Source organism: Halolactibacillus miurensis (assembly GCF_900116255.1).
Lineage (GTDB): Bacteria > Bacillota > Bacilli > Bacillales > Amphibacillaceae > Halolactibacillus > Halolactibacillus miurensis.
The window spans coordinates 95,594-108,050 of sequence record NZ_FPAI01000009.1 but is presented as its reverse complement, the minus strand read 5'-3'; the positions used below and the strand labels follow the sequence as shown (position 1 = coordinate 108,050).

The window sequence follows — 12,457 nt, the reverse complement described above, 5'->3', positions numbered from 1 at the left end:
GGTCAGTTTAGCTTCCTGCGCTCGACTTGCATGTATTAGGCACGCCGCCAGCGTTCGTCCTGAGCCAAGATCAAACTCTCAATAAAATTGATGAGCAATACTTTACTCTGGTTTCAAGCACTAGCTTGTCTTACTTTATTTCTTAACATTACTGTGTGTGTTATTCAGTTTTCAATGGTCAAATAAATGGTGGGCCTAAGTGGACTCGAACCACCGACCTCACGCTTATCAGGCGTGCGCTCTAACCAGCTGAGCTATAGGCCCATAATGGAGCGGGTGAAGGGAATCGAACCCTCATCATCAGCTTGGAAGGCTGAGGTTTTACCACTAAACTACACCCGCATCAATCTATTATGGCGCGCCCGAGAGGAGTCGAACCCCTAACCTCTTGATCCGTAGTCAAACGCTCTATCCAATTGAGCTACGGGCGCTAAATTTGCGACGTTAACTATTATATTATGTTTAGCACCGAAAGTCAAGAACTTTTTTGGTGCGGTCGAGAGGACTTGAACCTCCACGGGTTATTCACCCACTAGGCCCTCAACCTAGCGCGTCTGCCATTCCGCCACGACCGCTTAATAAGCAAGGTCAAGAATAAAAAAGTGAGCCATGAAGGATTCGAACCTTCGACCCTCTGATTAAAAGTCAGATGCTCTACCAACTGAGCTAATGGCTCATTATTTCTCTGAGAAACATGGGTAAGAAATAGAAAACCTTCAAAACATGATGTTTTAAAGGGATCAGCATTCTATCTTAATTACTCAAAAAATAAAATGGCTGGGCTAGCTGGATTCGAACCAACGCATGACGGAACCAAAAACCGTTGCCTTACCGCTTGGCTATAGCCCAATAAAAATGGCGGTCCGGACGGGACTCGAACCCGCGACCTCCTGCGTGACAGGCAGGCATTCTAACCAACTGAACTACCGGACCAATATAAAATTAGATGGTGACCCGTACGGGATTCGAACCCGTGTTACCGCCGTGAAAGGGCGGTGTCTTAACCGCTTGACCAACGGGCCATTAATCTCAAAAAATCAATGGCGGAGAAGGAGGGATTTGAACCCTCGCGCCGCTTACACGACCTACACCCTTAGCAGGGGCGCCTCTTCAGCCACTTGAGTACTTCTCCGAAATGGCTCCACAGGTAAGATTCGAACTTACGACCGATCGGTTAACAGCCGATTGCTCTACCACTGAGCTACTGTGGAACAATATTAATTTGCCGCATCAGCGACGTTTAATAATATACTATATATGAAGTAAGTTGTCAACAACTTTGTTGAAAATTGTTTTTCTTTATCACTTAACTCTATTTGAACCATCGCGCTTGCGACCTAAATAAAATTACCATATTTAGCTCGTATTCGTCAATAGGTTTTTTATAAAAACTTATTCTTTTTTACTTCCCTCATTCATTTAACGTTGAAGGACTTGTTCTGTTAAGCGCCCTTCACACCGACCACAACGATAGCGGTCAGGATTCATTCGCTTTCGTCTTTCATAGTTTTGCCCACATGACAGACATGTATACAAATAACGCTTATGTGAGCGCACACGTTGTTTACCTACTAATGAAGGCAACATTTGACAGTGCCGGGGTGCGCCGGTTTGTTTCATTAACATTTTAAAGTCCCGATCTCGGTGTTGATAGCCTTTATTCTCTAGATGTAGGTGGTAATGACATAGTTCATGTTTCACAATACCTTTTAATTCGTCTAACCCACACTCTAACAGATACTTAGGATTAATTTCAATATGATGCGTTCTCAGTAAATACCGTCCACCCGTTGTTTTAAGTCGCGAGTTAAACATCGCCTGATGACGGAACGGTTTATTGAAATATGCACGCGACAGTTCTTCTACAAGTTGTTGCAATTCTTCATTCGTCATTCATCTCACCTATTTCATTATAATCAGCACACGGATTAAATAATCCGCATGCTTATTATACGTCTCTTCTATAGTTTATCTCCGCTACTTATTTTCAGTACTCATTCTTTCACTTGTTGATCTGGTTGAATCATCGTTAACGCAATACGCCCTTTTTGCGTATCTACACTATCGACCCATACAGTGACAACATCCCCGACAGAACAAATATCCATTGGATGCTTCACAAAGCGATTGGCCATTTTTGAAATGTGAACTAACCCATCTTGTTTCACGCCAATATCAACAAACACACCAAAGTCAATCACGTTCCTTACCGTGCCTTCTAACTCTAGCCCTGGTGTTAAATCTTCCATCGATAGAATACTCTTCTTCAATAGTGGCTGCGGAAAAGCATCACGTGGATCGCGTTCTGGGCTCTTTAATGCTTTGATGATATCTTGTAGCGTCAATTCACCTATCGATAATGTTTCAGCCGTTTGTTTAATATCAAGTACATCAAGGTCTTTAATGAGTGTATCTTTCGCTAAATCTTTGGTCGTATACCCCATTTGTTTCAGTAATGCTTTTGTTTCCTTATAACTTTCCGGGTGAATCGGCGTCCGGTCTAATGGCTCTTTGCCATCTAATATCCTTAAGAAGCCAATACTTTGCTCGTATGTTTTCTGTCCGAGACGCGGAATCTTCTTTAATTCCGTGCGCGAGTTGAACTTTCCTACTTCATTCCGGTAATTCACAATATTTTTAGCCACAGTCTTACTTAATCCCGACACATACTGTAGTAAAGATTCAGACGCGGTGTTAACATTCACACCGACTTTATTAACCGCCGTCTCAACAACAAAAGTTAAAGCTTCATTCAAACGTTTTTGACTGACATCATGTTGGTATTGACCAACACCAATCGATTTTGGATCAATCTTGACTAACTCAGCAAGCGGATCACTGACACGTCTCGCAATGGAGACCGCACTTCGCTCTTCGACTTGGAGGTCAGGAAACTCTTCTCTTGCCAGTTTTGATGCTGAATACACACTTGCCCCCGCTTCGTTCACAATAAGGTAAGGCAAGTCTAATTCACTATCATTGATCACATTAGCGATAAATTGTTCCGTTTCTCGTGACGCCGTTCCGTTACCGATGGCGACTAAATCAACATCAAACTGCTTAATATAGTCTAGCACCGTTTTCGTTGCACCCGACACATCTTTACGAGGAGCCGTTGGATAGATAACCCCTACTTTTAACATTTTACCCGTTTCATCGATGACCGCTAGCTTACAACCCGTTCGAAAAGCTGGATCGACCCCAAGAATTGTTCGGCCTTTTAATGGCGGTTGAAGTAACAGATTATTTAAGTTTTTACCGAAGATATCAATCGCTTGCTCTTCTGCTTCTTCTGTTAATATTGAGCGAATCTCACGTTCAATCGACGGGGCCATTAAACGCTTGTAGCTATCACTAATGGCTGTTTCTAAGAAAAACGCCACATCCGGCGTTGTTTTTCGTTGAATGACCTGACGCTTAAGATCTGTTTCAATTCGATCGACAGGCGCACTCACACTTACTCTAATAACGCCTTCTTTTTCTGCACGGTTAAATGCTAGTACCCGGTGACTCACTAATGTTTTAATCTTTTCTTCAAACGCATAATACATTTCATAAACTTTTTTCTCATCAATCGTCTCATCTTTTATTGCCGTTTCAATCTTACCGTCTGTTAACGTCAGCTTACGAATGCGTTCACGGTAACTCGCTTCATCACTGATCCACTCAGCAATAATATCATTCGCTCCAGCCAAACAATCCTCTACCGTTAATAGTTCATGTTCCTCATTGATATAGGCATGTGCCGCTTGATTTAAATCAGACAATGTTTGATTTAATATCGCCTCAGCAAGTGGCTCCAAGCCTTTTTCTTTTGCGACTGTCGCTTTCGTCCGACGTTTTTGTTTATAAGGGCGATATAAATCTTCAAGACGTTGTAGCTGTGTTGCCCGCTTAATTTCGTCTGCCAATTCTTTGGTTAACTTATCCTGTTCATCGATGAGGCGCAGTACTTCTTCTTTCCGCTCTTCTAGTTGCGTTATGTATTGATACCTATCTTCAATCGCTTTTATTTCAACTTCATCTAAACCACCGGTTTGTTCTTTACGATACCGTGCGATAAACGGAACGGTATTCCCTTCTGTTAATAACCCAATGACTTCTTTTACTGTCGCTTGATTAATTTTCACATCTTTTGCGACCATATCTAATAAATGGCTAGCTAATTCTACTGTCATTTGACATTCCTCCAGTTCTCACTCTTTATTTTACCAAACTTTTTAAAAAACACAAAAGGAGCAAAGGTCTCCCTTCACTCCTTAATAAATGCGTTCTATTATTGCCCTTGATTCGGTAAGTACTTCAGAACAACTAACGTTGTATCATCATCGCGTTTATGAGCCATCCTGTCATGAAACTGATCGGTCACGTCATGTACATCATCTAATTGAAATAACACATGTGACAGTTCTTTCGCATGTACACCATCAGAGAAGACGGCGAATAACGTTCCTGCCTCAAGCCGATCACGTACTTCTTTCATCTTGCGCGGGTACACACCGAGATATCCTGAGATTGGTATGTTTCGCTTTTTTAGTGTCGCTTGATCAATCGTCATAAGTCCGATATTACCGATAGATGTATAGGAATACACCTGTTCATGATAATCAAGGCGCAATATCCCTAAGACGACGCCACGTTTACCAATAAGCGCGTGATTAAGTAACTTCACGAGAGCGTCACCTGTGGCGTTAGGATGTTCCTTTATTGTATCAATCACGGCTTGTGACGATTCCTTTGCGACTTCCCCCGAACCTAAGCCATCCGCGACGACACAAAGAAATCCCTCGTTTGTTTCGGTATAGTAATAGCTATCGCCACAATAATAATTCCCTACTTTCGCTTTCTGGTACACCGAAATATGAACGTGGTCAAAAACTGTCATTAGTCATTAACCCCAATCCCATCCGCTTGCAGTGCTTCACGCAGCTTTAACAGGGCACGTCGTTGAATCCGCGATACGTGCATCTGAGAAATATCGAGTAAATCACCCGTTTCTTTTTGGCTCTTATTTTCAAAGTAGGTGTATTGTAAAATTTTCTGTTCACGCTCGGTTAAGATTGGCAAGACTTTCTCTAACAACATGCGTAAGTCCGTTTGATCAAATGCCTCATCTTGTTGACCAATTAAGTCAAGAATCGATACCGTTGAACCATCTGAATCTGCTTCAATCTTTTTATCAACAGAAAGTGCTTTATAACTTTGACCCATTTCCATCGTTTCCAACACTTCTTCTTCTGTTACTTCGAGATAGTCGGCAATGTCTTTAACCGACGGTGAGCGTTGATTGATTGTCGTCAATTCTTCTGTTGCTTTTTTAATTTTCGGTCCAAGTTCTTTAATACGACGTGGAACGTGAACACTCCATGTCTTATCACGAATAAATCGCTTGATTTCCCCAATAATTGTAGGGATCGCGAAAGATTCAAAGGTTTTACCTAATGTCGGGTCATAACGACGAATCGCCGCTAGTAACCCAAGCATCCCTACTTGCACAAGATCTTCATGAATGGAATTGTTTTTCGCATATTTTCGTGCAATCGAACGAATAAGATCTTGATAGGTTAAGACGATTTTTTCTTGAATTTCTTCATCTCTGGGATTCTTTTGTAGGTGTGCAATCCATTGGTAAACCTCATCTCCACGCTTATTGACTGGTTGAGATTTGGTCGTCATCAATGCCCACCTCATTTGTAGGAAGATTTTTCGTCATTAACACAATGACGCCATAGTCACTTTTAATTTCTACTTTGTCCATTAATGCATCAATAAGAAATAGTCCAAATCCACCTTCACGTAAATTTTCAATCGGTTCTGATTGTCGATACGGTCCAGTTTGCTGTTTCACTTCGCTTAAATTAAAACTCCCACCATGGTCTGCCACCATGACTTCTAAACGGTCACGATATAAACCAAAACCTACCGTTACTTCTCCGCCTTCATTCTCTTCATACGCATGTGTGGTGGCGTTCGTCATGGCTTCAGAAATAGCTACTTTTAGATCTTCAATATCCTCATAGGTAAATCCCATGCGGTTAGCAATTCCAGAAACACTTAGACGAATCACCCCAACATATTCTGGTTTGGCCGGTAACTTCATCTCAATAAAATCAAAATGTTCCATTCTATTCTCCACCCCGTATTGTTGTGTCAATCTCAATAATTGAGTCTAAACTCGTTATTTTAAATAAGCGGTGTACCCGTTCTTGTAGATTCACGAGTGTTAATGTTGAGCCATGTTCTTTTGCTGATTTTAATGCACTAATAAAGACACCTAAACCGGTTGAGTCCATGTAAGTCACATCATTTAAATCAACAATGATTTTTTCCGTTTCCTTGGCTGTTGCTGGTAAAAGTTTTTCTTTTAATAAAGGAGCCGTGTACGCATCAATTTCTCCCTTTACGGTTAATACTGTTTGATTGTCTGTTTCTACGACATCAATTGATAAATTAATATTCATTCTGTACCTTCCTTCCGCCATGTCAATTGCTTTATGTATTACCCTAATTCGTTAAAGAGTAAACACACTTCACGTTTCTTTTTTTAGAATAATCAACGTGAAATCGTCTCGTAAATGAAAATCTTGTAGGCGTTCAAAATGTTTATACACCTTCTCTACCGCTTCTTGAGCCGGAAGGTGTAAGTAATGTTCAATGACTTCTAATACTTCATCTCGTTCAATAAAGCGGTCGCCTAAATGACATTCTGTCACCCCATCGGTAAGCAGAATAATCGCATCTCCATCATGAATAGTGACAGCTTCTTCATTATAACGCGCATCCGAGGTCGCCCCAAGCACAAGCCCTCTCGCCTTAATTTCACTGAATGATTCTGTCTTATTAAAATAGAAAAAACCTGGCTCATGTCCCGCCGAACTAAAACTAAACGTATGATTGTTCGTATTATACAAACCATAAAACATCGTAATAAACATACTCGTATCTACATTACGCTCAACGACCCGATTAAGACTTTCTAATATTTGGGCGGGTTGTCTTAATTGTTCAGGAAAACTATCCATGGAATACTTAATCATTGACATCGCAAGCGCCGCTGGCACACCTTTTCCAATCACATCAGCTAAAGCGATGCCGAGCGTCCCATCAGACCCTTCAATAAAGTGATAATAATCGCCATTCATTTGATTGGCAGGGACACTAATGGCCCCGATATCTAAACCAGAGATGGTCGGTTTCTTCGTCTGAAGGAGGGTTTTCTGCATATTCGCCGCAACTGATATTTCAGATTCTAGCGCTGATTGTTTTTCACGTAATGACTGGTATTCTTGCAAGGCTAGTCCATACGAAATCATCGCCTCCAAGAGGAAATTGAGCGAATCACTTACCTCTTGTTGTAACTCTGGATACAGTTCTTTTAGCGCCTCAATGTGTACATGAATAATTTCTTCAGGTGAAACATTATGTTGAACGGATAGCTTACTGAGTTGTTCCGCTTGATAGAGTGCTGTTTCATCATGCGTCAATAAGTATTGTTTCAACAATTTTCGATAATCATCTAAATCTAATCGTTCTTTTTTCACCTGATCACCCCCCTATTAACTTATCTTACCCATTTAACCGCAGTAATTTCTGTTCCTTCACCCCACTCGGAGTTGATTTCAAATGTATCCATAAGGCGCTTGACACCAGGTAAGCCCGCACCTAATCCACCCGAAGTTGAATAGCCATCTTGCATGACTTGACTTAAGTCACGAATCCCTGGTCCTTCATCAACCGCGACGATTTTTAAACCTTTTTTATCTAAGTGATCAATCGTCTCAAAGTAAACTTTACCGGTGCCAGCATACAGATAAATGTTACGGGCTAACTCAGAAATAGCTGTCGCAATTCGTGCTTGGTCAACGGTCCCAAAGCCGAGTTCCTTTGCTTTTTCACGCCCTAATTGTCTCGCACCAACGATGTCCCACTCTTGTCGTATATTTACACAGGGCTTCAATTCCATCATTACCCCTCCAGTTCCTGGCGAAGTTTTATCAACCCTTGTTCTAAATCTAAGGCCGTTTGAACATCTTGCATATGGATGCCAAGTTCAATTAACGTCATAGCGACCGCAGGTTGAATACCGGTTAGAACTACTTTCGCTCCCATCAAATCAGACATAGTCACCACGTCACCAAGTACTTTGGCAATAAATGAATCGATGATATCGACACTAGTTAAATCAATGACGACACCTGTTGCACCGCTTTTATGAATCTTGTTCAGTAAGTCTTCTTGAAATTGAATCGCTGACTGGTCATCTAAATCAATCTGAATAGAAATAAGTAAATAGTTATGCAGTTTCAAAATTGGAATTCGCATGTGTTCACCCCTTTGATAGTTGATTCATAATGTCTTCTACAATGGTTTCTTGTTTCTTTTCGCGATGAATCGTTCGTCCTGTTAATTCTAATGCGGTTTCAAATCCTTTACGCAACGATGATTTGGTTGGGAATTTCCCTAAATCAATACCGAGATTAACAATGGTTTGTGCAATTTCCGGTCGAATACCGACAAGAATACACGTTGAACCAATCAAACGTACCGCCTCTGCTGCTTGAATAATGTGATGGGCGACCATCGTATCAACAACCGGTACGCCAGTAATATCAATCAACACAACTTCAGCATTATGTTTAATCACACCATCTAATAGATTTTCCATAATCTGTTTCGCTCGTTCGGTATCAATCGTCCCGATGAGCGGCATAATGGTAATATTTCGCATGACCGGAATGAGTGGCGCGGATAACTCTTGAAGTGCAACTCGCTGAAGTGATACGGTATGCTCCCAACTGCCGGAGTATTCATTCACTAATTTATTAATGATCGGATCCACCCAAGTATCCACTCGATCTAAGATAATCGAAAAGAAATCGGTATCAATTTGATCATGTTGACTCAAGACAAAATCAATGGTCACTCGACGGAACGTTTGCAAACCGTCCGTTAAGTAACTAAGTGGCCAACCTAAGTTCACTAATCGTTCTGAAAATGATTCTAATTCAGTCGTCAAGCCTCCGCCATTTCCTAGACTATCAAAAATGACATTCACAAATTCTCGATTCGTACTTTGAAATAACTCATCAGAAATCGATGATGTATAATCATTTTGACGATTTTCTGATACGATTTTTAGCCAATTTTTTATAATAATATCGCTATTATCCAACACGATTCTATCCACGCGTTTCGGCACATCTATTACCACCTTTTCATATAATATATGTATGTTGCAAAATACATTAAAATTTCTTCCGTATCTCTACTTTACCATTAATTGAGTCAAAAAAACAAAACATCCAAATTAAACCTCTTATCCTCTATTTTACTAAACTTTCAGTTATTTTAATAGTCATTAGCATGTTTTCATTCTGTTTGGCACCTTCTACTTATTAATAGTTGAAGGATACACCACCTTTTGATCAATTAAAAAAAAGCACTTGCCAACTTCTAAGTTAAGAGACAAGTACTTCCTTTCCTTAAATATTTGCTAGACCGACACTAATCTCTAACGCTCGATCAATTTTATCCATCATCGGTTGATCGAGATGGGTGATTTTATCTGTTAAGCGTTGTTTGTCAATGGTGCGAATTTGTTCTAAAAGAATCACAGAGTCTCTTTCGAAACCGTATTTTTCCGCATCAATTTCAACATGGGTCGGTAATTTAGCTTTTTGAATTTGGGCGGTAATAGCTGCGACAATCACCGTTGGACTAAATCGATTGCCAATATTATTTTGTATAATTAACACCGGTCTGGTCCCTCCTTGTTCTGAACCAACGACCGGTGAAAGGTCTGCAAAATATACATCACCGCGCTTTACAATCAAAGTCAATCGCTTTACACCCCACTCACTAGGCGCTCTGCCTCCTGTTCAACTAAAAAGGCTTCTGAAGCGATGGTTAAATTAATTTTGGCCATCTCTAAATAGCCTTGTCTCATATCCTCACGGATCTGTCTTTCTCTTCGTTCTTCGAGGTAGCACTTTGTTGCTTTAAATATTAAATCTTCAAAGTTACACTGTTCTTCTGTCATTACACCCTTGACTTCATCCATTAAATAGTCAGGTAATTTGACAACAACTTCCTGCATGTCCATTGACAAAACCAACACCTCCAACACGATTCCTGTTCAATTATGATCCCTTTTATCATATCATCTAAGCGCCTAGAATTAAAGGTGTAATTGACAGATATTTAAAATTTATTCGTGGAAAAACATAGATAAAACCTTGATTTCAAGAGGTTTTGCCCTTTTCTGAGCATCCGTACCTACTTTAGTTATGGTACCGTCGCGGTAATCGTGCAGTAAGTAAACAACTGACTTCATAATTAATTGTGCCTAAATGTTCAGCCACTTCTTCTAAGGTAATCCTATCTTCCTTATCCAATCCAATAAAAGTCACTTTCGTCCCAACAGGATAAGCTCTATCTAATTTTACCATGCATTGATCCATACACACCCTACCGACAATCGGCATCCGTTTCCCATCAATTAAGACATCGAAATTTTGAAACCTTCGTTGAATTCCATCTCCATAACCGATGGGGATGGTGCCAATCCATTCATCGGCCTTTGTTTCATACGTCAGTCCATAACTAATCATCTCTCCTTGCGGGAGTTGTTTTACATGAACTAATTGGGTCGTTAAAGACAGTGCCGGTTTCAATTCAAAGGGGGGATGATCTCTTAAATAGATTGACGGATACAAACCATACATCCCAATGCCAAATCTTACTGCATCATACATGTCTGACGGAAACTGCATACTAGCGGCACTATTGCCAGTATGATAAATAATCGACTGTTGATACCGCTGTTTAATCGGTTGAATGAGCTCACGGTAATGCGCCTCTTGATAACGGTAGTAAGCATCATCAGCTGCATCCGCTTGAGCAAAGTGGGTAAAGACACCGGCAACGTTAAATAACGGATCATCAACCGCATCTAAAAAGACGGACACATCTTCAACAGTCCTTAAACCGAGACGCCCCATACCGGTATCTAACTTCATATGCAGACTTAGTTGCTGGGTGATATGTCGCTTCGCCTCTTCTAACCAATCAAGTTGAAAAGCTGTTAGTTGAATGTCTAACTTTTCTGCCTCACCACTAAAAGCTGGATCGGTATATCCCATGACGAGAATAGGCGCATCGATCCCCGCTTCTCTTAATATGATAGCTTCTTCTAATATCGCAACACATAAAGCAGATGCACCCGCGGCTAAAGCTGCTTGCGCTACTTCAACACTGCCGTGACCATAGCCATCCGCTTTAACAACGGCAAAAATCTCGGTCTTTCTTGGTAACTGGCTCTTTAACAACTGAATATTCTCTTTAATGGCATGTAAATCAACGATGACTTGTGCATTTCGGTACTGCATTGTTTGACTTCCTTTCTCACTATTACTTCAATTTCTAAAGATTGACTCCTGCATTTAATTTTATTATTTATTTTCTACCCATTCAACAGATGTCGCGATGGCCTCTTTTTCTTCTGGCGTTAGGCTGTCTGAGGCAATATAAAACTCAGTCGTTTCATTCGCCCATACAAAGCCAGCATCATCACTCATAAACGACGCGCCATCTTTAATGACTGATAAGACATCTGCAACACTACTTGTCTGACTTTTGTTCACTTGAATAAGCGTAAAGGGTTGATCTCCCGTATAGCTCATCATAACAACGCTTTTGCCATTTACCAACCGTTCCTCTGTCTCATCTAACGCTTGATTAAAGGTTTCTGTCGGGTAATACCAACCAGAGGTTTCGTCTTCCTGTTGTTCTTCGGTCTCTACTTCGTCATCACGCGGACTTTCTTCTTCCAGCACAACGTCAAACAAATCTGTTTCAAAGTCAGGTGTGACCGTAATCGACTGAAATTTTACTGACACGTGTTTTGTTTCAGCTTCATTTGTTACGAATACTTCCACCGGTAAATATGTCTCTTTATCAAACGTTAATGTTTGTATCGTTAGATCTGGGTCTTCCTTTAGCGGTGCCTGAATCGTATACATATATGTGTCATCATTTTCTTCAAATTGCGCTTCTGGATAGGCTTTTAATGTGTCTATTACAGAAGACAACAAGTAAAGTTGGGGCCGGTCATGAGGCCAATCCATTCGAAACGGTTCTGGTGTTTCATTTTCTGTTAATAAGTATACCCCATCCGCATTACGGACTAACGTTTGTTTTAACCCTCTCGCTTCATCAGTTAAATCGACATGATAAAAATCATCCGATCGACTGACACGAAGTAACACATGCTCTTCTCCACTTGCGGTGAGCACTTGCATATCGGCTTCCGCTTGATAAGTCGTTAAGTTCTCACCTACTTCAATGATTTCTTCAAACACATCCTCGGCATCCAGAGACTTACAACCAACCAACAACAACATAAATATAAAACTACTTAATAACATAATCCGTCGTCGTTCTATGATGTCCACGTCCT

14 protein-coding genes, 10 tRNA genes and 1 rRNA gene are annotated in these 12,457 nt (G+C 40.7%); all 25 read right to left on the bottom strand.

Annotated elements, in window-relative coordinates; all coding sequences use genetic code 11:
• A 16S ribosomal RNA gene (locus BM390_RS07830) occupies positions 1-86 on the bottom strand; the annotation flags it as partial.
• A 101-nt stretch (positions 87-187) separates the two neighbouring features.
• A tRNA-Ile gene (locus BM390_RS07825) sits at positions 188-264 on the bottom strand.
• Positions 265-268: 4 nt separating this feature from the next.
• Positions 269-342 (bottom strand) — tRNA-Gly (locus BM390_RS07820).
• Between the two features lie 12 nt (positions 343-354).
• Positions 355-431, bottom strand: a tRNA-Arg gene (locus BM390_RS07815).
• A gap of 57 nt (positions 432-488) precedes the next feature.
• Positions 489-575: transfer RNA gene (locus BM390_RS07810), tRNA-Leu, on the bottom strand.
• 28 nt (positions 576-603) lie between these two features.
• Positions 604-676: transfer RNA gene (locus BM390_RS07805), tRNA-Lys, on the bottom strand.
• 98 nt (positions 677-774) lie between these two features.
• Positions 775-849, bottom strand: a tRNA-Gln gene (locus BM390_RS07800).
• Positions 850-856: 7 nt separating this feature from the next.
• A tRNA-Asp gene (locus BM390_RS07795) sits at positions 857-933 on the bottom strand.
• Between the two features lie 14 nt (positions 934-947).
• Positions 948-1,022: transfer RNA gene (locus BM390_RS07790), tRNA-Glu, on the bottom strand.
• A 19-nt stretch (positions 1,023-1,041) separates the two neighbouring features.
• Positions 1,042-1,132, bottom strand: a tRNA-Ser gene (locus BM390_RS07785).
• Positions 1,133-1,136: 4 nt separating this feature from the next.
• A tRNA-Asn gene (locus BM390_RS07780) sits at positions 1,137-1,211 on the bottom strand.
• A 208-nt stretch (positions 1,212-1,419) separates the two neighbouring features.
• On the bottom strand, positions 1,420-1,893 hold the full coding sequence (locus BM390_RS07775; RefSeq protein ID WP_089854044.1) for a SprT family protein: 474 nt from the start codon (positions 1,891-1,893) through the stop codon (positions 1,420-1,422).
• A gap of 101 nt (positions 1,894-1,994) precedes the next feature.
• Positions 1,995-4,178 (bottom strand): Tex family protein, encoded by a 2,184-nt coding sequence (locus BM390_RS07770; protein ID WP_062322650.1) that lies wholly within the window; start codon positions 4,176-4,178, stop codon positions 1,995-1,997.
• A 98-nt stretch (positions 4,179-4,276) separates the two neighbouring features.
• Positions 4,277-4,885, bottom strand: coding sequence for a PP2C family serine/threonine-protein phosphatase (locus tag BM390_RS07765; protein WP_062322652.1), 609 nt, complete (start codon positions 4,883-4,885; stop codon positions 4,277-4,279).
• The gene (sigB, locus tag BM390_RS07760) at positions 4,885-5,676 is read right to left on the bottom strand and encodes an RNA polymerase sigma factor SigB (protein WP_089854041.1); all 792 of its coding nucleotides are present in this window, start codon (positions 5,674-5,676) and stop codon (positions 4,885-4,887) included. Before sigB ends, BM390_RS07765 begins: the two co-directional genes overlap by 1 nt.
• The gene (gene rsbW / locus BM390_RS07755; protein WP_062322653.1) at positions 5,648-6,124 is read right to left on the bottom strand and encodes an anti-sigma B factor RsbW; all 477 of its coding nucleotides are present in this window, start codon (positions 6,122-6,124) and stop codon (positions 5,648-5,650) included. Before rsbW ends, sigB begins: the two co-directional genes overlap by 29 nt.
• 1 nt (position 6,125) lies before the next feature.
• On the bottom strand, positions 6,126-6,455 hold the full coding sequence (locus BM390_RS07750) for an STAS domain-containing protein (protein ID WP_089854062.1): 330 nt from the start codon (positions 6,453-6,455) through the stop codon (positions 6,126-6,128).
• Between the two features lie 75 nt (positions 6,456-6,530).
• On the bottom strand, positions 6,531-7,541 hold the full coding sequence (locus BM390_RS07745) for a PP2C family protein-serine/threonine phosphatase (RefSeq protein ID WP_062322655.1): 1,011 nt from the start codon (positions 7,539-7,541) through the stop codon (positions 6,531-6,533).
• A 20-nt stretch (positions 7,542-7,561) separates the two neighbouring features.
• A complete protein-coding gene (locus BM390_RS07740) occupies positions 7,562-7,963 on the bottom strand; it encodes an anti-sigma regulatory factor (RefSeq protein ID WP_062322656.1) in 402 nt (133 codons plus the stop codon).
• A gap of 2 nt (positions 7,964-7,965) precedes the next feature.
• Positions 7,966-8,322, bottom strand: a complete 357-nt coding sequence (locus BM390_RS07735) for an STAS domain-containing protein (RefSeq protein ID WP_062322658.1) — start codon at positions 8,320-8,322, stop codon at positions 7,966-7,968.
• Positions 8,323-8,326: 4 nt separating this feature from the next.
• Complete coding sequence (gene rsbRA / locus BM390_RS07730; protein WP_062322660.1) at positions 8,327-9,199, bottom strand: RsbT co-antagonist protein RsbRA; 873 nt, start codon at positions 9,197-9,199, stop codon at positions 8,327-8,329.
• 283 nt (positions 9,200-9,482) lie between these two features.
• Complete coding sequence (locus BM390_RS07725) at positions 9,483-9,833, bottom strand: type II toxin-antitoxin system PemK/MazF family toxin (protein ID WP_062322722.1); 351 nt, start codon at positions 9,831-9,833, stop codon at positions 9,483-9,485.
• Positions 9,834-9,844: 11 nt separating this feature from the next.
• The gene (locus BM390_RS07720; RefSeq protein WP_062322724.1) at positions 9,845-10,102 is read right to left on the bottom strand and encodes a hypothetical protein; all 258 of its coding nucleotides are present in this window, start codon (positions 10,100-10,102) and stop codon (positions 9,845-9,847) included.
• Positions 10,103-10,280: 178 nt separating this feature from the next.
• Complete coding sequence (gene alr / locus BM390_RS07715) at positions 10,281-11,387, bottom strand: alanine racemase (protein ID WP_089854034.1); 1,107 nt, start codon at positions 11,385-11,387, stop codon at positions 10,281-10,283.
• 63 nt (positions 11,388-11,450) lie between these two features.
• On the bottom strand, positions 11,451-12,452 hold the full coding sequence (locus tag BM390_RS07710; protein ID WP_177220671.1) for a LolA family protein: 1,002 nt from the start codon (positions 12,450-12,452) through the stop codon (positions 11,451-11,453).
• Positions 12,453-12,457: the final 5 nt, after the last annotated feature.